This window comes from Aeromonas veronii (assembly GCF_040215105.1).
Classification (GTDB): Bacteria; Pseudomonadota; Gammaproteobacteria; order Enterobacterales; family Aeromonadaceae; genus Aeromonas; species Aeromonas veronii_G.
On the sequence record NZ_CP157875.1, the window covers coordinates 2475702 to 2496862 of the forward strand.

Annotated in this window: 14 protein-coding genes and 1 tRNA gene; 10 read left to right on the forward strand and 5 right to left on the reverse strand. The window is 58.6% G+C overall.

The features are described 5' to 3' along the window. Positions 1-81 precede the first annotated feature (81 nt). From pabB to ABNP46_RS11525, 3 genes are all read left to right on the forward strand, one after another. Positions 82-1467 carry an aminodeoxychorismate synthase component I gene (gene pabB, locus ABNP46_RS11515; RefSeq protein WP_349917899.1) on the forward strand — a complete coding sequence of 462 codons (1386 nt, stop codon included), beginning with the start codon at positions 82-84 and terminating at the stop codon, positions 1465-1467. A 120-nt stretch (positions 1468-1587) separates the two neighbouring features. Beyond that, on the forward strand, positions 1588-2154 hold the full coding sequence (locus ABNP46_RS11520) for a CoA pyrophosphatase (RefSeq protein ID WP_349922470.1): 567 nt from the start codon (positions 1588-1590) through the stop codon (positions 2152-2154). A 214-nt stretch (positions 2155-2368) separates the two neighbouring features. Beyond that, positions 2369-3664 carry an HAAAP family serine/threonine permease gene (locus ABNP46_RS11525; RefSeq protein WP_349917902.1) on the forward strand — a complete coding sequence of 432 codons (1296 nt, stop codon included), beginning with the start codon at positions 2369-2371 and terminating at the stop codon, positions 3662-3664. Positions 3665-4343: 679 nt separating this feature from the next. On the opposite strand, the gene sstT is transcribed toward ABNP46_RS11525, so the two are convergent. Further along, positions 4344-5591, reverse strand: a complete 1248-nt coding sequence (gene sstT / locus ABNP46_RS11530) for a serine/threonine transporter SstT (RefSeq protein ID WP_349917904.1) — start codon at positions 5589-5591, stop codon at positions 4344-4346. Between the two features lie 340 nt (positions 5592-5931). Between sstT and ABNP46_RS11535 the strand changes: the two genes are divergently transcribed. The 4 genes from ABNP46_RS11535 (at position 5932) to ABNP46_RS11550 (ending at position 13165) form a co-directional block, all read left to right on the forward strand. After that, positions 5932-7854, forward strand: coding sequence for a RecQ family ATP-dependent DNA helicase (locus ABNP46_RS11535; protein WP_349917906.1), 1923 nt, complete (start codon positions 5932-5934; stop codon positions 7852-7854). 560 nt (positions 7855-8414) lie between these two features. Further along, positions 8415-10337, forward strand: a complete 1923-nt coding sequence (locus ABNP46_RS11540) for a PrkA family serine protein kinase (protein WP_349917909.1) — start codon at positions 8415-8417, stop codon at positions 10335-10337. 25 nt (positions 10338-10362) lie between these two features. Then, positions 10363-11634, forward strand: a complete 1272-nt coding sequence (locus ABNP46_RS11545; protein ID WP_349917911.1) for a YeaH/YhbH family protein — start codon at positions 10363-10365, stop codon at positions 11632-11634. Positions 11635-11644: 10 nt separating this feature from the next. Continuing rightward, positions 11645-13165, forward strand: coding sequence for a SpoVR family protein (locus ABNP46_RS11550; RefSeq protein ID WP_349917914.1), 1521 nt, complete (start codon positions 11645-11647; stop codon positions 13163-13165). A gap of 59 nt (positions 13166-13224) precedes the next feature. On the opposite strand, the gene fadR is transcribed toward ABNP46_RS11550, so the two are convergent. After that, complete coding sequence (gene fadR, locus ABNP46_RS11555) at positions 13225-13938, reverse strand: fatty acid metabolism transcriptional regulator FadR (protein WP_349917916.1); 714 nt, start codon at positions 13936-13938, stop codon at positions 13225-13227. Between the two features lie 852 nt (positions 13939-14790). On the opposite strand from fadR, the gene nhaB reads away from it, so the two are divergent. Then, on the forward strand, positions 14791-16365 hold the full coding sequence (gene nhaB / locus ABNP46_RS11560; RefSeq protein ID WP_349917919.1) for a Na(+)/H(+) antiporter NhaB: 1575 nt from the start codon (positions 14791-14793) through the stop codon (positions 16363-16365). A gap of 85 nt (positions 16366-16450) precedes the next feature. Continuing rightward, positions 16451-16972, forward strand: coding sequence for a disulfide bond formation protein DsbB (gene dsbB, locus ABNP46_RS11565; protein ID WP_349917922.1), 522 nt, complete (start codon positions 16451-16453; stop codon positions 16970-16972). Between the two features lie 367 nt (positions 16973-17339). Here the strand turns inward: dsbB and ABNP46_RS11570 are convergent, their stop codons facing one another. The 3 genes from ABNP46_RS11570 to uvrB all read right to left on the reverse strand — a co-directional run bounded on the left by ABNP46_RS11570 (position 17340) and on the right by uvrB (position 20391). After that, positions 17340-17993 (reverse strand): DedA family protein, encoded by a 654-nt coding sequence (locus ABNP46_RS11570; RefSeq protein ID WP_349917923.1) that lies wholly within the window; start codon positions 17991-17993, stop codon positions 17340-17342. 131 nt (positions 17994-18124) lie between these two features. Then, positions 18125-18382, reverse strand: coding sequence for a YkvA family protein (locus ABNP46_RS11575; RefSeq protein WP_349917924.1), 258 nt, complete (start codon positions 18380-18382; stop codon positions 18125-18127). Beyond that, a complete protein-coding gene (gene uvrB, locus ABNP46_RS11580; RefSeq protein WP_349917925.1) occupies positions 18379-20391 on the reverse strand; it encodes an excinuclease ABC subunit UvrB in 2013 nt (670 codons plus the stop codon). The genes ABNP46_RS11575 and uvrB overlap by 4 nt, the downstream gene beginning before the upstream one ends. 132 nt (positions 20392-20523) lie before the next feature. Between uvrB and ABNP46_RS11585 the strand changes: the two genes are divergently transcribed. Beyond that, a tRNA-Asn gene (locus ABNP46_RS11585) sits at positions 20524-20599 on the forward strand. Positions 20600-21161: the final 562 nt, after the last annotated feature.

Sequence of the window (21161 nt, forward strand, 5' to 3'; positions counted from 1 at the left end):
TAAATGCCGGCGGTCATGATACGCTTGAGCACCCTTACCGGCTAGGGAGCTGGGTGCAAACTGTTGCCTGTGTAACAAAAAATGAAACCAAGACTGCATATCCACCATTTCGACCCCCAAACATCCCTTCACACCCTGTTTGGCCGCCTGCAGCGACAACCCTGGACCATCTTGCTGGAATCCGCCGGGCCCCTTGGCGCCGACAATCGCTTCGACATCATCACCGCCGATCCCCTCGCCACCCTGGAAACCCGGGGAGCCTGCACGCTCGTGCGCCAGGCCGAGGGCACGGTGCGAAGCGATGAGGACCCCCTCGCCCTGCTCGCCAGCACGCAATTGGCCCTGCTGGGGGAGCTGCAGCCCATTCAGAGTGATGTCATCGGCGCCGATCTTCCTTTTATCGGTGGCGCCCTCGGGCTCTTTGGTTACGATCTGGGGCGGCGTTTCGAGCGCTTGCCAACCCAGGCGCAGGCCGACATCCAGGTGCCGGACATGGCAGTCGGGATCTACGACTGGGCACTGCTGCGAGAGGTCGCGACCGATCGCTGGCAACTGGTGCATTGGGGTGACGAGGCGGGGCTTGCCCGCCGATTGCACTGGCTGACGGCGCAGTACGCCTCCCCCATCCAGCCCTTTACCCTGCGAGGTCCCTGGCAGAGCAACATGAGCCGGGCCGAGTATGGCGAGAAGTTTGCCCGCATCCAGGCCTATCTGGCGGCGGGAGACTGCTACCAGATCAATCTCACCCAGCGTTTCAGCGCTCCCTATCAGGGGGATGAGTGGTCCGCCTACCTCGCCCTCAGCGCCGCCAACAAGGCGCCCTTTTCGGCCTTTATGCGCCTGCCTGAGAGTGCGATCCTGAGCCTCTCGCCCGAGCGCTTCCTTTTGCTCGATGGTCGCCACATCGAAACCAAACCCATCAAGGGCACCCGCCCTCGTCACCCGGATCCGCTGGTCGATCAGGCCCGCGCCGACGAGCTGGCCCGTGCCGACAAGGACAGATCCGAGAATCTGATGATCGTGGATCTCTTGCGCAACGACATCGGCCGGGTGAGCCGGCCGGGTTCGGTCAGCGTGCCCCATCTGTTTGCGGTGGAGTCTTTCCCCGCCGTCCATCACCTGGTCTCCACCATTCACGGGGAGCTGGATACCTGCTGGCAAGGGGTGGATCTGCTGCGGGCCTGCTTCCCCGGCGGCTCCATCACCGGCGCGCCCAAGATCCGCGCCATGGCGATCATCGAGGAGCTGGAGCCCCAACGGCGCAACGCCTACTGCGGCAGCATCGGCTACCTGAGCCAGCATGGCCGCATGGACACCAGCATCAGCATCCGCACTCTGATCGCCGAAGCGGGGCAGATCCACTGCTGGGCGGGCGGCGGCATCATCGCCGACTCCGAGGTCGACAGCGAATATCAGGAGACCTACGACAAGGTGGCCCGCATTCTGCCGCTGCTGGATACGCACTAAACCAGCCATTGGACAAATCAACGTCAAGGAGAGAAAGCACGAGATGAGCGACACCCATCGGAAGCGGGCAGTGTGCCCCGTCACTCTTCGCCCCTCACTGCGGGGTCACGGGTTATGGCTTTGAATCGCACCGAGTTGCTGACCCGTTTCCTGCTGCAGCGTCCTGCCCCGGCCCATCGCCTGATGCTGGCAGGACTCAAGCCGGCCGCCGTGCTGCTTCCCCTGGTGGAACGTCCCACTGGACTTCACCTGCTGTTGACCCGGCGCAGCACCCAACTGCGCCACCATCCTGGCCAGATAAGCTTCCCCGGCGGCCGCCAGGATCCGGAGGATGAAAACCTCATCCAGACGGCCCTGCGGGAGACTCATGAAGAACTTGGGATCCCCGCCTCCCAGATCCGGGTCATCGGCAGCCTCACCCCCCTCAATACCATCTCCCTCTACGATGTCTTGCCGGTACTCGCCCAGGTGGATGCCGACTATCGGCTCACCCTGAGCCCGGATGAAGTGGAGCAGGCCTTCGAGGTCCCCCTGAGCCACTTGCTCAACCCGGCGCACCACATCGCCCTGACCCTTCCCCGGGGTGGCAGGAGCCACACCATTTATTGGATCCCCTGGCAAGATTCTTTCATCTGGGGCGCCACGGCCAGCATGATCCGCCAGCTAGCCCAGCACCTGTCGAGATAACATTCCATTAACTAGCGCCGCTGAGAAATTATCCATTTAACACTCAACTAACATTGAGGATGATAAAGAAATTTTGATTTTTTATTCTTTTGATCACATTTCCATAAGAAAGTAGGGATTCCGGCTCAACAAAGGTGAATTTGATCAACATTTTTGATTAAAAAGAAAGTATTCTTGCGCCGACTCAACAAAACACACATTCGGGGTGAGACACATGTCTAATACTGTCACCGGCGCGCAAGACGCCGCGACCACACAAACGCAAGGAACGCAGCCGCTGCAAGCGCGCAGCTGGAACAAACAGGACACCACCTGGGTGATCAGTCTGTTTGGGACCGCCGTCGGCGCGGGCATCCTGTTCCTGCCGATCAACGCAGGCATGGGTGGCTTCTGGCCACTGGTGGTCATGGCACTGCTGGTCGGTCCCATGACTTACCTGGCTCACCGCGGGCTGGCCCGCTTCGTGCTGTCTTCCAAGAATCCCGGCGCCGACATCACCCAGGTGGTAGAAGAGCACTTCGGGATCGGCGCAGGCAAATTGATCACCCTGCTCTACTTCTTCGCCATCTACCCCATCGTGCTGATCTACGGCGTGGGCATCACCAACACGGTCGAGAGCTTCATGGTGAACCAGTTGCAGATGACTGCACCGCCGCGCTGGATCCTCTCCATCGTGCTCATCATGGGCATGATGTCGGTCATGCTGGCCGGTGAAAAGCTGATGCTCAAGGTCACCGAGTTCCTGGTATATCCGCTCATCGCCATCCTGGCGGGCATCTCCCTCTACCTCATCCCGGACTGGACCGGTGCGGCCCTCTCCCAAGTGCCGTCCGCCAAGGACTTCGCCACCACCCTGTGGCTGACCATTCCGGTACTGGTGTTCTCCTTCAACCACAGCCCGGCCATCTCCAGCTTCGCCCTGGCCCAGCGCCGCGACTATGGTGACAACGCCGTTGCCAAGTCCGACGCCATCTTGAAGCGCACCGCCATGATCCTGCTGGGTTTCGTGATGTTCTTCGTCTTCTCCTGCGTGATGAGCCTGACACCGGCCCAGCTGGCAGAAGCCAAGTCCCAGAACATCGCCGTGCTCTCCTACCTGGCCAACCAGCATGCGAGCCCGATCATCTCCTACTTCGGCCCTCTGGTTGCCTTCGTGGCCATTGTCTCCTCCTTCTTCGGTCACTACCTGGGTGCCCGTGAAGGCCTGAAGGGCATGATCGTCCAGAACATGCGCAAGTCCGGCAAGACCCCGAACACCAAGAAGGTCGAGCTGTTCATCATCGCCTTCTTCATCCTGACCCTGTGGGCAGTGGCCGTGATCAACCCCTCCATCCTTGGCATGATCGAATCCCTGGGTGGCCCCATCATCGCGACCATCCTGTTCCTGATGCCGATGTACGCCATCAAGCGCGTACCGGCCATGGCGAAATACCAGGGCCAGATCAGCAACGTCTTCGTGGCGGCCATGGGCCTGATTGCCATCTCCGCCATCCTGTACCAGCTGTTCTGATAACCGCGGTCTATTGACCCATCCATGCCCGCCAACCCTGGCGGGCATTTTTTATGGGCGCAGTGTGGAGGGAATGACTGACGCCATCGTGGGGTCGTGAATGGCCCAAGGCCCCACCCCCTTTCTTCGCTCATTGCCCCACTGAGCGGGCTCGGTTCACTTTGGGCGCTACCTTCGTTCACTGGTTCACGATGCAAGCCCCTCACCAGAGCGTCAGCGCGGCAGCCTGCCGATGACAGACCATCACGCCAGACACTCTCGCCTCTCCTCCCTAGGCGTTCACCTCCTCATGCCGACAAGCGGCCTCTTGCAACGCAAGCGCCCTCTGCCCCCTTCTCCTTCGGTGATCCTTCCCATACCCTGCCTGCGTCCTGCTCATCGGAGATAACAACGCGCCCACGCGCAGCAGCCTGGAGTTGGTGCACAACGGCTGCGAAGCCTGGCAAGGATTGGGATGATGGTTGAGGGTTTGAGGGTTTGCAGCAATGGCGAAGGTGAAGGGCCATTACCCCGATGCAAGTTCAGGCCGGCATGGCGCTATGACCCAGCCCCCTTGGGACTGGACGTCCGGCAGGACATTCGGATCTTGATCACAGGCATAAAAAAACGCCCTCACAGGAGGGCGTTTTCGCAGGCTTGATGCCTTGTTATCAGGCTTTCGTTATCAAGCCTTTGGTTATCAGGCTTCACGCGACAGGGGCGCGGCGTCCAGCAGGGTCTCATCTTCGGCCATGCAGGCAGCAGCGGTGAACAGCACGTCGGTGGAGCTGTTGAGGGCCGTCTCGGCGGAGTCTTGCAGCACACCGATGATGAAGCCCACGGCAACGACTTGCATGGCGATGTCGTTGCTGATGCCAAACAGGCTGCACGCCAGCGGGATCAGCAGCAGGGAGCCGCCGGCCACACCGGAGGCACCACAGGCACTGATGGTGGCGACCACGGAGAGCAGGATGGCGGTGGCCAGATCCACTTCCATCCCCAGGGTATGTACCGCTGCCATGGAGAGCACGGTAATGGTGATGGCAGCACCGGCCATGTTGATGGTGGCGCCCAGCGGGATGGAGACCGCATAGGTGTCTTCCGGCAGACGCAGCTTCTCGCACAGGGCCATGTTGACCGGGATGTTGGCGGCGGAGCTGCGGGTGAAGAAGGCGGTCACGCCGCTCTCTTTCAGGCAGGTCAGCACCAGCGGATAGGGGTTGCGCTTGATCTTCCAGAACACGATGAGCGGGTTGACCACGAAGGCGATGAACAGCATGCAACCGATCAGCACCACCAGCAACTGGGCGTAACCGAGCAGGGCACCGAAGCCGGTCTCGGCCAGCGTGGAAGCGACCAGACCCAGGATGCCGAGGGGGGCGCAGCGGATCACCGCCTTGACGATGGTGGAGACCCCGTGGGACAAGTCGGTGATCAGCGCCTTGGTGCTCTCATTGGCATGGCGCATGGCGATGCCAAGGCCGATGGCCCAGGCCAGAATGCCGATGTAGTTGGCATCCATCAGCGCCTTCACCGGGTTGGTCACCACGTTGAACAGCAGGGTCTGCAGCACCTCGGTGATGCCGCCAGGAGGCGTGATCTCGGCACTGTTCGCCACCAGATGCAGGTTGGAGGGGAACAGGAAGCTCGCCAGCACCGCGACCACGGCGGCGGCGAAGGTGCCAAACAGATAGAGTGCCAGCAGCGGGCGAATGCTGGTCTTCTGGCCCTGTTTGTGACCGATGATCGCCGCCATGACCAGTACGAATACCAGCAGCGGCGCGACCGCCTTCAGTGCACCGACGAACAGGCTGCCAAGCAGGCCCGCTGCCTTTGCCCATTCCGGCATGAACATAGCGAGGAAGATACCGAGTACCAGACCGACCAGGATCTGGCTAACCAGACTGGTGCTGTTGACCAGTCTTATGAGGGGGTGTTGTTGTGTCATCAAATAGTCCCTGTGCACGCTTGGGTGCTTGAATCATGAGTCCTGTTTGCAATCTCCCGCACGCCGTCACCCCGGTCTCTCACCGGCGTGGTCTGTCCTGGCAAGTCTTCTTCTGGACCTGTCCAGTACGCGCGGGACTGCGGCAACGAATATCCCATCTGCCATCGGTTTTTTCCACATAATCACTGAAAAATATCAGGGTTACCTCACAAAAAATCTACAACAAAGCGATAACACAATATCAACGTCGGTCAAAATAGCGCCACTCCAGTCCCTCGGCCGGCCCGCCTGCCCCCAATGGTGGTATGATGCCGCTCTTTGTTCGTGCTGGAGCCTTGCCATGATCCCCTCCCTGTTGACCCGTCACTTCGGTTTTGATCGGTTAAGACCCGGTCAGGAGGCGGTGATCAGCCGCCTGTTGGCGGGCAAGAGTGCGGCCGCCATCTTCCCGACCGGCGCGGGCAAATCCCTCTGCTATCAATTGCCCGCCCTCGCCCTGCCCCACCTGACCCTGGTTATCTCGCCGCTGATCGCCCTGATGCACGATCAACTCGCCTTTTTGAAGAGCAAGGGCATAGCCGCTGCCAGCCTGGATTCGAGCCTGACGGCGGAAGAGAGTCGACGAGTGATGCAGCAGGCCAGCGACGGCCAGTTGAAGATCCTGATGATCTCGGTGGAGCGCCTCAAGAACGAACGCTTTCGCCGCTTTATCGCCGGGGTGCCGATCTCGATGCTGGTGGTGGATGAGGCGCACTGCATCTCGGAGTGGGGCCACAACTTTCGCCCGGACTATCTGAAGCTGCCGAGTCATCGCCGCGAGCTCGCCATTCCCCAGGTATTGCTGCTCACTGCCACCGCCACCCCGGCGGTGATGGCAGACATGCAGGCCAAGTTCGGCATAGATAAGGAAGACCTGGTGGTGACCGGCTTCTATCGCCCCAACTTGGATCTCGCCGTCGTTCCCCTGCCTCCCGAGGCGCGCGATGAGTGGCTGATTGCCGAGATCCTGAAGGAGCCCGCGGCGCCCACCATCGTCTATGTCACCCTGCAGCACAGTGCGCAGCAGTGTGCCGAGCGCCTGCAGCGGGCAGGCATCAGGGCCTGCGCCTATCATGCCGGGCTCGATAGCGACGTGCGTAGCCGGATCCAGCATGACTTCATGGCAGGCAAGCAGGATTGCATCGTCGCCACCATCGCCTTCGGCATGGGCATCGACAAGGCCGATATCCGCCGGGTCATTCATTACGATCTGCCCAAATCCATCGAAAACTACAGCCAGGAGATAGGCCGCGCCGGCCGCGATGGTCTGCCCTCCCGCTGCGTCGTGCTGGCCAATCGCGCCCAGTTGCCGGTGCTGGAGAATTTCGTCTATGGGGATACCCCGGACAGATCAGCCATACTGGCGCTGCTCGAGACGGTGCAACAAAGCGGCAGTGAGTGGGAGTTTGGTCTGCTGCGGCTCTCCAACGACACCAATATTCGCCAACTGCCCCTCAAGACCCTGCTGGTCTATCTGGAAATGGAGGGGGTCATTGCGCCGGCCTACAGCTACTTCGCCGAATATCGCTTCAAGTTCGTGCTGGACAAGGGGGAGATCCTGGCTCGTTTCAATCCCGACCGCCGCCAGTTTCTGGAGCAGCTTTTTGCCTGTGCCCCCCGGGCTCGCAGCTGGTGCACCATGGACTTCGAGGCGCTCTGGCAGGGATATCAGGGCGAGCGGCACCGCGCGGCGGCGGCGCTGGATTATCTGCAGCAACAGGGCTGGATCGAGCTCGAGAGCAAACAGATGACGGAAGTGTATCGGGTATTGCGCCAGGATCTTGCCATCGAGCCCCTGGCCACACGGCTGCACGACCTGTTCACGCAAAAAGAGCAGAGTGAATTGGCCAGACTGCAGGCGCTGTTGGCCTTCTTTACCTCAACCCGATGCCTGAGCCACGAGTTGGCCCGCTATTTTGCCGACCAGCAGGCGCCCACCCATTGCGGGCACTGCTCCGTCTGTCGGGGGGAAATTGCCAACCTGCCCGTGCTGCCAAGCCAGCCCCTGCCCAATGAGCACGGTCTGCGTGCCTGGTGCGATCCCTTTGTCACCCTTGGCAAGAGCCAGGATCCCCGCGTGCTGACCCGCTTCCTGTGCGGCATCGCCACTCCGCTCTCCACTCGCGTCAAGGCAAAGAACCTGGCGGGTTTTGGCCAATTGGCAGCCCATCCCTTCGCCGACGTGCTGGCAGCGGTATCACGAGCCTACCCCGCTATTTTCTAAGGATGTTTACCGGGCGCCGAAAAAATAAGACCCTCGCGGATGCGAGGGTCAAGCCAACGGAAACGTGCTTAAACAGAGCTTAGTATCTGCACAATCACCCGCTCTCTTGCTAAAGCGATGACTGCTCGACACAGGGCCAATCTAGTGCAGCCAGAATGTAGCGTCAATGTAAAAATTAGAGCTTAAGCACCAAACAAACACCATTACGTTAACGTAAGCGCAATGCCATTTCACTGCCAATCCCCTCGTCTCCCTTGCGCCATCTGGCCTGTGGTTTCTCCACATCACAGGGTCTCGTTTCCTGTCCCTGCCATATAAATATTTATTTTTTATGTCTTTGACATTTACCTCACTGTCATGGCAGAAATAATTTAACAGTCAGTAACATACAAAGAACACTGGCTGTTCCTTCCCACATCAGGATCGGGAAGCTTCCTTGTAAACTTAAACCAATGATGTTGATGGATTACTGGGGGCTGTTGACTAGGCTTAAGAGGTAAACAGAACAAAAGTAGTGATCCACTCTTTTCAGGGTAAGCGACTAAATCGAGGGCTAATTTATGGGCATCTTCGAGCACTATCAACAGCGGTATGAGAAAGCCAGAGAGGAGGAGTACAGCATCCAGGAGTTCCTGGATATGTGCAAACAGGACAAATCCTGCTACGCCTCCGCCGCCGAGCGGCTGCTGGTTGCCATTGGCGAGCCGGAAATGATCGACACCTCGGTCAATCCGCGCCTCAGCCGCCTGTTTTCCAATCGCGTCGTCGCACGCTATCCCGCCTTCAAAGACTTCTACGGCATGGAAGAGGCCATCGAACAGATCGTCTCCTACCTCAAACACTCGGCCCAGGGGCTCGAGGAGAAGAAGCAAATTCTTTATCTGCTCGGCCCTGTCGGCGGCGGCAAGTCGTCCCTCGCCGAGAAGCTGAAATCTCTGATGCAGAAAGTGCCCATTTATCGCATCAAGGGCTCACCGGTCAACGATCACCCCTTCTGCCTGTTCGACATCGAGGAAGATGGCGAGATCCTGGAAAAAGAGTACGGCATCCCGCGCCGTTATCTGCGCCCCATCATGTCGCCCTGGGCAGCCAAACGGCTGCACGAGTTTGGCGGGGACATCACCAAGTTCAAGGTGGAGAAGGTCAGCCCTTCCATCCTCGATCAGATTGCCATCGCCAAGACAGAGCCCGGCGATGACAACAACCAGGACATCTCCTCCCTGGTCGGCAAGGTCGATATCCGCATGCTGGAACATTACGCCCAGGATGATGCCGATGCCTACTCCTACTCGGGGGCGCTCTGCAAGGCAAACCAGGGGATGATGGAGTTCGTGGAGATGTTCAAGGCCCCCATCAAGGTGCTGCACCCCCTGCTAACCGCCACCCAGGAGGGCAACTACAACGGCACCGAAGGCCTCTCCGCCCTCCCCTTCGACGGCATACTGCTGGCTCACTCCAACGAGTCGGAATGGCAGCAGTTCCGCAACAACAAGAACAACGAAGCCTTTCTCGACCGGGTCTACATCGTCAAGGTGCCATACTGCCTGCGCGTCTCGGAAGAGGTGAAGATCTATGAAAAACTGCTGTTCAACAGCGAGCTGACCGATGCCAAGTGTGCCCCGGGCACCCTGGAGCTGCTGGGCCAGTTCTCCGTCCTTTCTCGCCTGAAAGAGCCGGAAAATTCCAGCCTCTACTCCAAGATGCGGGTCTATGACGGCGAGAGCCTCAAAGACACGGATCCCAAGGCCAAGAGCTATCAGGAGTACCGCGACTACGCTGGCGTGGACGAGGGCATGAATGGCCTATCGACCCGCTTCGCGTTCAAGATCCTCTCTCGCGTGTTCAACTTCGATCATGCGGAAGTGGCCGCCAACCCGGTGCACCTCTTCTATGTGCTGGAGCAGCAGATAGAGCGCGAACAGTTCCCGCAGGAGCTGCATGATCGTTACCTCGAGTTCATCAAGGGCTATCTGACACCGCGCTACGTGGAGTTCATCGGCAAGGAGATCCAGACCGCCTATCTCGAGTCCTATTCGGAGTACGGGCAGAACATCTTCGATCGCTATGTCACCTATGCCGACTTCTGGATCCAGGATCAGGAGTACCGTGACCCGGAAACCGGCCAGCTGTTTGACAGGGCCTCCCTCAACAGCGAGTTGGAGAAAATTGAGAAACCGGCGGGGATCAGCAATCCGAAGGATTTTCGCAACGAAATCGTCAACTTCGTGCTGCGGGCCCGAGCCAACAACGCGGGTCGCAATCCCAACTGGACCAGCTACGAGAAGCTGCGCACCGTGATCGAGAAAAAGATGTTCTCCAACACCGAGGAGCTGCTGCCGGTTATCTCCTTCAACAGCAAGACGTCGGCCGAAGAGCAGAAGAAGCACGACAACTTTGTAGAGCGGATGATGGAGAAGGGCTACACCCGCAAGCAGGTGCGGCTGCTCTCCGAATGGTATCTCAGGGTACGCAAGTCATCCTGACCCTGCCGTGGTTCAAGGGGGAGTTATGGCGCATTTTATCGACCGCAGGCTCAACGGCAAAAACAAAAGCGCTGTCAATCGGCAGCGCTTCATCCGCCGCTACAAGAAGCAGATCAAACAAGCGGTCTCGGATGCTGTCTCCAAGCGCAGCATTCAGGACGTGGACAAGGGCGAGAGCATCAGTATCCCGACCAAGGACATCGGTGAACCCCACTTCCATCAAGGTCAGGGCGGCAAACGGGAGATGGTCCATCCTGGCAACGATCAATTCATTTCTGGCGACAAGATTGACCGCCCTAAGGGAGGAGGCGGTGGTCAGGGCAGCGGTGAAGGCCAGGCTTCGGATCAAGGGGAAGGCGCGGATGATTTCGTGTTCCAGATCTCCAAGGATGAGTATCTGGACCTGCTGTTCGAAGATCTGGAGCTGCCCCGCTTGCAGAAAACCCAGCTCAACCAGCTGATGGAGATGAAAACCTATCGGGCTGGCTACACCTCCAACGGGGTGCCCGCCAACATCAACGTGGTCCGGTCACTGCAGAACTCCTTGGCCAGGCGCATGGCCTTGCAGGCGGGCAAGAAACGACAGCTGCGCGAGCTGGAAGAGCGGCTTGCCCTGCTCGCCGATGAGCCCAACGATCACTTCGCCGAGATGGCGCAGCTCGAGAAGGAGATCCGGGAACTCAAGCGGCGTATCGAGGCCGTCCCCTTCATCGATACCTTCGATCTCAAGTTCAACAACTTCGTCAAGCGGCCCGTCCCCTCCAGCCAGGCGGTGATGTTCTGCTTGATGGACGTGTCGGGCTCCATGGATCAGGCCACCAAGGAGATGGCCAAACGCTTCTATATCCTGCTCTACCTGTTCCTGAGCCGCACTTACAAGAATGTGGAGGTGGTCTACATTCGCCACCATACCCAGGCCAAGGAGGTAGACGAACACGAGTTCTTCTACTCCCAGGAGACTGGCGGCACCATCGTCTCCAGCGCCCTCAAGATGATGAACGACATCATCAACGAGCGTTACCCCGCCAACCAGTGGAACATCTATGCGGCGCAAGCTTCCGATGGGGACAACTGGGCGGATGATTCCCCCCAGTGCCGGGAGATCCTGCTGCGCGACATCATGCCGCGGGTGCGTTACTACTCCTACATCGAGATCACCACCCGCGCCCACCAGACCCTGTGGCACGAATACGAGTCGGTGGCCGAGCAATTCCCCCACTTCGCGATGGAACACATTCGCAAGGTAGAGGACATCTATCCGGTATTCCGGGAGCTGTTCAAGAAGCAGGCGGCTTGAGGGAGCACATATGGTAGAAACTGCGAGAAAAATAGCCCCCCTGGACGATGGTCCTGACTGGAACTTCGGTCTGCTGGAGACCTATCACCAGGAGATTGACCGGGTGGCCAAGTCGTATCGGCTGGATACCTACCCCAACCAGATCGAGGTGATCACCGCCGAACAGATGATGGATGCCTACTCCAGCGTGGGCATGCCCATCGGTTACCAGCACTGGTCCTTTGGCAAACGCTTCATCCACACCGAACGCAACTACAAACGTGGCCAGATGGGGCTGGCCTACGAGATCGTCATCAACTCGGATCCCTGCATCGCCTACCTGATGGAGGAGAACACCATGCCGATGCAGGCCCTGGTAATGGCCCACGCCTGCTATGGCCACAACTCTTTTTTCAAGAACAACTATTTGTTCAAGGCCTGGAGCGACGCCTCTTCCATCATCGACTACCTGTTGTTTGCCAAGAACTACATCACGGAGTGCGAGGAGAAACACGGTATAGATGCGGTCGAGCGGCTGCTCGACTCCTGCCACGCCCTGATGAACTTCGGGGTTGATCGCTACAAGCGGCCCCAGAAGATTTCACTCGCCGAAGAGAAGCGGCGCCAGAAGGCGCGGGAAGATTACCTGCAGACCCAGGTCAACGAACTGTGGCGCACCCTGCCCAAGCAGCACAAGGCCTCCGGGGTCGAGGACAGGCGCTACCCCCCCGAACCACAGGAGAACATTCTCTACTTCATCGAGAAGAATGCACCACTGCTGGAGCCCTGGCAGCGTGAAATCGTGCGAATAGTGCGCAAGATCAGTCAATACTTCTACCCGCAGAAACAAACCCAGGTGATGAACGAGGGGTGGGCCACCTTCTGGCACTACACCATCCTCAATCACCTCTATGACGAGGGGAAGATCAGCGACCGCTTCATGATGGAGGTGCTGCACAGCCACACCAACGTGGTCTATCAGCCTCCCTACAACAGCCGCTACTACTCGGGTATCAACCCCTACGCCCTGGGGTTTGCCATGTTCACCGATCTGCGGCGGATCTGTGAACACCCGACCGAAGAGGACAGATACTGGTTCCCGGACTATGCAGGTACCAACTGGGTCGATACCTTGCATTTCGCCATGCAGAACTTCAAGGACGAGAGCTTCATCAGCCAGTTCCTGAGTCCCAAGGTAATGCGGGACATGAAGCTGTTTGCCATCGATGACGATGACCTCAAGAACTACCTCAAGGTCTCGGCCATTCATAACGAAGAGGGTTACCGACTGGTGCGCAACACCCTGTCGGCGCAATACAATCTGAGCAACCTGGAACCCAACATTCAGGTCTACAACGTGGCGGTGAAGGGAGACAGATCCCTTACCCTGCGCTATGTGCCCCACAACCGGATACCCCTCGGGGAATCCCGTCATGAGGTTCTCAAGCATTTGCATCAACTGTGGGGTTTCGATGTAGTGCTGGAGCAGGATAACGGAGAGCTGCCCGCTGACATCATAGGGCGCTGCCCGGATCGCAAGACAGTCGCCTGAAAGCGGGATACAGCCATAAAAAAACGCGCCGAAAGGCGCGTTTTTTTATGCTGCGAGCATCAGTTGTCGCACAGGTTGCTCGGCATATCCTGGCGCAGACGAGTCCACAACTTGCCGGACTCGATCCCGTACTGACGCACCGTCATGAATACGGCGTCGTGGTTCTTGGTTTCGGCCAAACCCAGCAGCACCTTGTAATAGGCATCCGCCGTCTCGCGGGCCTGCTTGTCGGAGAAGTAGTAGCGTCCGACCCTGCTGTACAAACCTTTGAAACCGTTGAGGATCAAGGCGTAAATGGGATTGCCGGAGGCAAAGGATAGCTGATGATGAAGCCGGTAGTCGAACTCGGCATAGGCCTCAGCCGTGTTCTCAACCTCAGCGGCCCCGCGCAGGATCTCGGCAGCCTGCTCCGGGTTGTTGCGGATGGCGCCACGAATGAAGATGGTGCAGATGTTGGTTCGGGCCGACAGCAACTGGGCAACCAAGTCCGGTACCTTGTCCTGATCGAGGCGAGCCAGGGTCTCCAGGATATTGAGGCCCGAGGTTTCCCAGAAATTGTTGACCTTGGTCGGTTTGCCATGCTGGATGGTGAGCCAACCATCACGGGCAAGACGCTGCAGCACTTCGCGCAAGGTGGTGCGAGTCACGCCAATCAACTCGGACAGTTCACGCTCCGCCGGCAGAATGGATCCAGGAGGAAAGCGATTGTTCCAGATGGACTCGATGATGTATTCCTCGGCAAACCCAGCGGGGCTTTGCGCTTTGATGACCATGTAGTGACTCTGTTGTAGTACGTAAAAAGGCTCACGAATAATAGCAAAGCCGACCATGCAGGCAAGCAGAAGGTCAGTCCTCTGCTCACATAAACCGGAAGTTTTTGTTAAAAATATGTTTCTTGCTATCCAATTGAAATCCCTCTGATGAAAGATCGAGATAACACTCAGGGATGAAGGTCCTCCTTGATGCAACCACGCCGGCACCGGACTTCCTGATGGGCTCGAAGATACAGCGTCAATACTGCCGCCCTCATTGGCTCAAAAAACGAGACAGTGTTGAGAATAACTGGCGGATTATCGGTCGAGTCAGACGCGCTACAGTATCCATCGGCTTTACATCCCAGGAGGTCATCACCATGCGATACCCACTGCACTCCCCCGCACTGCTCGTCACGAAATTCACCAGAACCGTCAATGACAGCGCGACCAGGCACCAAGATACCCTAAGCATGCTTTCTCTCCGACGGCCAGTCCCCGACAGGCCGTCTGCCGGTCGTGCGCCAGCCCGCGCACGAAATCTGATTTAAGTGGCGTCCCTCCCCTGTCGATGAGGGATAAGTAGATAAAAGACACATAAAGATGCCAATTCCCCCACGGGATGACGGTAATTGGATGCAATGTGCAGCCATATGGCGTCTTTGGGTGCATGAACAGCGCCAATCAACACCCTATGAGGGTGATTAATGCTCATCGCGTCTGGGCAAGCACTGCGACGTTATTTATAGTTAGCGCTCATTTGATTAAAATCATGTGCAATCAATTTGATAAAGGTGACTATCCAAATGTTCGGGCCATCTTGGCTCGACTGCACAGACGCAGATATCAACAACAGAACAGAGAACAACCATTATGCCAATCAGCCTAGGGCACGCTTTTGCAAGGAACTTTTTGGGCAACGCCCCTAAATGGTACAAAATTGCCATCGTCTTGTTTTTGCTGATCAATCCGATCGTCTTCCACATTGATCCCTTCCTGGCTGGCTGGCTGCTGGTCGTCGAATTCATCTTCACTCTGGCCATGGCCCTCAAGTGCTATCCGCTGCAACCCGGCGGCCTGCTGGCCATCGAGGCCGTGTTGATCGGCATGACCTCCGCCGACCAGATCAAGCATGAGCTGGTCGCCAATATCGAAGTGCTGCTGCTGCTGGTGTTCATGGTGGCAGGCATCTACTTCATGAAGCAGCTGCTGCTCTATGTCTTCACCAAGATGCTTGTACGCATCCATTCCAAGACCCTGCTCTCCCTCGCGTTTTGCCTGGTCTCGGCCTTCCTGTCAGCCTTCCTCGATGCGTTGACCGTGATCGCCGTGGTGATCAGCGTCGCCACCGGCTTCTACGCCATCTATCACAAGGTGGCCTCGAAGGAAGAGGCAAGCAATCTGCACGATGACGATGAAGGCATCGATGAATTGACCCGCCAACATCTGAACGAGTTTCGTGCCTTCCTGCGCAGCCTGATGATGCATGCCGCCATCGGTACCGCCCTCGGGGGTGTCTGTACGCTGGTGGGGGAACCCCAAAACCTCATCATCGGCGAGCAGGCCGGCTGGCACTTCGGCGAATTTGCCATCCGCATGTCCCCGGTGACCATCCCCGTCTTCATTTGCGGCCTGCTCACCTGCATTCTGGTGGAGAAATTCCGCTGGTTTGGCTATGGCACCAAGCTGCCCGAGCCGGTGCGCCGCATCATGGAAGAGTACGAGCAGGAAGAAGATGCACAGCGTACCCCGCAAGAGAAGGCCAAGCTCATCGTCCAGGCGCTGATCGCCGTCTGGCTCATCACCGGGTTGGCATTGCACCTGGCGGCCGTGGGTCTCATCGGCCTGACAGTCATCGTGCTGGCCACCTCCTTCACCGGTATCACCGAAGAGCATGCCCTCGGCAAAGCTTTCCATGAGGCTCTGCCCTTCACCGCCCTGCTCACCGTCTTCTTCAGCGTGGTGGCGGTGATCATCGATCAGCAACTGTTCAAACCGGTGATCCAGTGGGTACTGGCCGCCAATCCCGAGGATCAGCTCGCCCTCTTCTATATCGCCAACGGCCTGCTCTCCATGGTGAGCGACAACGTCTTCGTCGGCACCGTTTACATCAACGAGGTGAAGACGGCCCTGCTCAATGGCGCCATCAGCCGTGAGCATTTCGATCTGCTGGCGGTGGCCATCAACACCGGCACCAACCTGCCTTCGGTCGCGACCCCCAATGGTCAGGCTGCCTTCCTGTTCATGCTGACCTCGGCGCTGGCGCCCCTGTTGCGCCTCTCCTATGGCCGCATGGTGTGGATGGCGCTGCCCTATACCCTAGTATTGGGATTGGTGGGTTTCTTCGCGGTGGAACAGCTGCTCGCCCCGGCCACCGAGTGGTTTTATCAGGCTGGCTGGTTGATGCAGGGAGGGGCGGCCCCCGCCCTGGTGCCTGCGGCACATTGATGATGAAAGGGCCCCTGGGGGCCCTTTTCTTTTGGATCCGGCTCTGCTCTAATTCAGCCACTGTTTTCTCTGTGAGATCAATCAGATGATCGAATTCCTTCGCCGTATTGCCAGCCATCGGCTGGCATGGGGGCTGCTGGCGGCCTCAGCCCTGTTCCTCGAGCTGTGCGCCCTCTTCTTCCAGCATGTGCTGGGTCTGCACCCCTGCGTCATGTGCATCTACGAGCGGATCGCCATCTTTGGCGTGCTCGCGGCCGGTCTGCTCGGCATGGTCTCCCCGCAGAAATGGTATCTGCGTTGGAGCGCCCTGCTGCTGTGGGGTTACAGCGCCTTCTGGGGTCTGAAACTGGCACTCAAACATGTGGACTATCAGCTGAATCCCTCCCCCTTCAACGTGTGCGAAGGCTTTGTCGACTTCCCGAGCTGGGCGCCACTGGATCAATGGATCCCCTGGCTCTTCTTCCCGGACGGGGACTGCAGCGAGATCACCTGGCAATTCCTGAGCTTCTCCATGCCCCAGTGGCTGATCGCCATCTTCGCCGCCTATCTGCTGGTGTTCGTGGTGGTCGCCGTCGGCAACCTGGTCAAGGGACGTTGCTGCAACTGATCCGGTGATCGACCCTCCATATAAAAGGGAGCCACCGGCTCCCTTTTTCACATCTATTGTCATCGTTCATCGCCTTCACCACCCTTCTTTCCAGCCGGTGCTCGTGGGAGTGACCGTCAGCAACCTGGTCAAGGGTCGTTGCTGCAACGGATCCGGTGATCGACCCTCCATATAAAAGGGAGCCACCGGCTCCCTTTTTCACATCTATTGTCATCGTTCATCGCCTTCACCACCCTTCTTTCCAGCCGGTGCTCGTGGGAGTGACCGTCAGCAACCTGGTCAAGGGTCGTTGCTGCAACGGATCCGGTGATCGACCCCCATAAAAAGAGGGAGCCAGTGGCTCCCTCTTTTTATGGGATTGTACCTATCAGGAGGCGGGCTTGCCCGCACTGCGCCTGGCTTTCACCATACCGATGATCATGGGCAGCAAGGAGACTCCGATGATGCCGAAGATGAGCAGGGTGAAGTTGTGGCGCACCACAGGCAGGTTGCCGAAGAAGTGGCCGGCATAGACGAAGGAGAGCACCCACAACAGCCCCCCCACCAGATTGAAGGCCAGGAAGCGCGGATAGGTCATGGCTCCCATGCCCGCCACGAAGGGGGCGAAGGTGCGCACTATGGGCAAGAAGCGGGTGATGATGATGGTCTTGCCACCATGCTTGGCATAGAAGGCGTGGGTCTTCACCAGGTAGTCGCGGCGAAAGATCTTCGAATCCGGATTGCGAAACAGCTGCTCCCCGAAGAAGTGCCCTATGGTGTAATTCACCACGTTGCCAAGCACGGCGGCGGCGATCAGCACGGCGGCCAGGGTGTGTACATCCAGCGCACTGCCCACGGTGAGCGCCCCGGCGGCAAACAGCAGGGAATCCCCGGGCAGGAAGGGGGTCACCACCAGGCCGGTTTCACAGAAGATGATGAGGAACAGGATGGCGTATACCCAGACGCCATAGTTTTCAAACAGCTCTTTCAGATGCACGTCGACGTGCAGAATAAAGTCAATCGCAAACAGGATCAGATCCATTTTTTCTTACCCATGAAGTGAACGGCGTGGAGTCTACGCCAATGCCCTGCACGTCACAATCCACAGCTGGGGCAGGAGATCCTGATTGATAAACCTGATGGTCATCTCACACGCAGATGGATGCACAGTGTTTATTCCAGCGCGTCCAGCCCCTTTCTGACCTCCGCGGGCAGACAGGACTCCCAGCCCCAGATCAGCACCAGCAACAGGCTGAGGTCATCGAGCCAGCCCAGCAGCGGCACCACGTCGGGGATGAGATCCACCGGGCTGATGCCATAGAGCAGGATGAGGATCACCAGCCCCTTGGCCCACCAGGGGGTAGCAGGGTGGCGAAACCCGAAATAGAGGCGGCGCAGACGCCGCCAGATGAGCCAGCGTTTGCCGCTCAACTCTCGATCAACTCGCTGCGCAGCCGCTGGATCTGATCCCGCATGGCGGCGGCCTGCTCGAACTCCAGATCCCGGGCGTGCTGGAACATCTGCTCTTCCATCCGTTTGATCTCCTTGCTGATCTCGCTGGCGGAGCGGGCATGGTACTCCCCTTGCGGCTCGGCGGCCTTGCGAGCCCCCTTGGCCGATTTGCCCGCCGTGCGGCTGCCCCCCATGTCCATCACATCCCCCACCGACTTGTTGAGCCCCTTCGGCGTGATGCCGTGCTCGAGGTTGTGGGCATGCTGCAGGGCGCGGCGCCGCTCCGTCTCCTCGATGGCCACCTTCATGGAGTTGGTGATGGTATCCCCGTAGAGGATCACCTTGCCGTTGAGGTTGCGGGCCGCCCGGCCTATGGTCTGGATGAGAGAACGGGTGGAGCGCAGGAAGCCCTCTTTATCCGCATCCAGAATCGCGACCAGGGAGACCTCCGGCATGTCGAGCCCTTCGCGCAGCAGGTTGATGCCCACCAGCACATCGAACTTGCCGAGACGCAGATCCCGGATGATCTCCACCCGCTCCACGGTATCGATGTCCGAGTGCAGGTAGCGCACCCGCACGTCGTGATCCGCCAGATATTCGGTCAGATCCTCCGCCATCCGCTTGGTGAGCGTCGTGACCAGCACCCGCTCCTCCACCGCGACCCGCAAGCGGATTTCGGAGAGCAGATCGTCCACCTGGGTGGTGACCGGGCGCACCTCGATCTCGGGATCCAGCAACCCGGTCGGACGCACCACCTGCTGCACCACGTCGCCACCGGACTTCTCCAGCTCGTAGGGGCCGGGAGTCGCCGAGACAAACACCGTCTGGGGCATCAGGGCTTCAAATTCGTCGAACTTCAGCGGCCGGTTGTCCAGCGCCGAGGGGAGACGGAAGCCGTACTCCACCAGCGTCTCCTTGCGCGAGCGGTCACCCTTGAACATGGCGCCAATCTGGGGCACGGTCACGTGGGACTCGTCGATGATGAGCAGGCCGTCCCCCGGCAGGTAGTCGAACAGCGTGGGCGGCGGCTCGCCGGGGGCGCGTCCGGACAGATAGCGGCTGTAGTTCTCGATGCCGGAGCAGTAACCCAGCTCCTGCATCATCTCGATGTCGAACTGGGTACGCTGGGTGATGCGTTGCTCCTCCACCAGCTTGTTCAGGCTCATCAACTGCTCGCGACGCCCCTTGAGCTCCTCCTTGATGTGATCGATGGCCCCGAGGATGGTCTCCCGCGGCGTGGCATAGTGCGTCTTGGGATAAATGGTGTAGCGCACCACCGTCTGCTCGATGGCGCCGGTCAGGGGATCGAACTGGGAAAGCCGCTCCACTTCCTCGTCAAACAGCTCCACCCGCAGGGCCAGCTTGTCCGATTCGGCGGGATAGATGTCGATCACCTCTCCCCGCACCCGGAAGGTGCCACGCTGGAAGGCCACGTCGTTGCGGGTATATTGCAGCTCGGCGAGGCGGCGCAGGATGTCCCGCTGGTTGATCACATCCCCCACTTTGAGGTGCAGCATCATGCTGAGGTAGGCTTGGGGGTCTCCGAGGCCATAGATGGCCGAAACGGAGGCGACGATTACCACATCGCGCCGCTCCAGCAGCGCCTTGGTGGCCGACAGCCGCATCTGCTCGATGTGATCATTGATGGAGGCATCCTTCTCGATGAAGGTGTCCGTGGTCGGCACATAGGCTTCCGGCTGGTAGTAGTCGTAGTAGGAGACGAAATACTCCACAGAATTCTCTGGGAAGAACTCCTTCATCTCTCCATAGAGCTGGGCGGCCAGGGTCTTGTTCGGCGCCAGTATCATGGTGGGGCGATTGAGGGTGGCGATCACGTTGGCCATGGTAAAGGTCTTGCCCGAGCCGGTTACCCCGAGCAGCGTCTGGTGGGCGAGCCCCGACTCGATGCCATCGAGCAGGCGGGCGATCGCCGCGGGCTGATCCCCTGCGGGTTGAAACTGGCTGGCCAACTGAAATAACTTGCTCATCACGACTCCCGGCAAAAACAGCAAGAAAGAAGTGTACCCCGAGTTGGGATATCTGGGTATCCACTCCGCCAGAGCCACCGACTATTGACCTGGAAAAGCGAGCTCTGTATAGTGCGTCTCCTTGCCTGATGTTCCCCCGTAGTTCAGTCGGTAGAACGGCGGACTGTTAATCCGTATGTCACTGGTTCAAGTCCAGTCGGGGGAGCCAATCTCCTCACCATCTCGGTGCAAGTTATCCACTTTAGTGCTTTCCTCTGCCAATTTTAATGCACAAGCCGATCCTCTCGGCGATCCTCCCTTTTGATCCCCCTCTTATCGCCGACAGCGTTTTCTCCTGTCGAGTATAACTATATGATTTTTATAGTAATATTTTTCTGTAGGTATTTTTTGAACAGCCCTTGCACCCCAGCATTGGCGCGGCCTGCAGCCTGATTGCCAAGTTTCATGAACAGGGTTATCCACAGATTCTGTGGGTAAGTGAGTCAAAGCCAATCAGGGCCTAGGTTAGCTGCAATCGCCACCGGCTTGGCGAGCGCAAAGACCCGTATCCCCATTTTCTCCTGTTTTTCTCCTCCCCCCTAAATGGGTTTCTGAGGGCCCGGCACATCCCCAGATGCCCCATTTGTGTCGCCATGCCAGATGCCATGGGTCACCCCCGCCAACCAGATCGGTGACACATGGGGGATCCGGTTTTCTTCGACCAGTCAAAAATGCTGAAAAACGTCTGCCACTACCCGCTGAACAGCAGGTAATAAATTGTCCACAGGGGG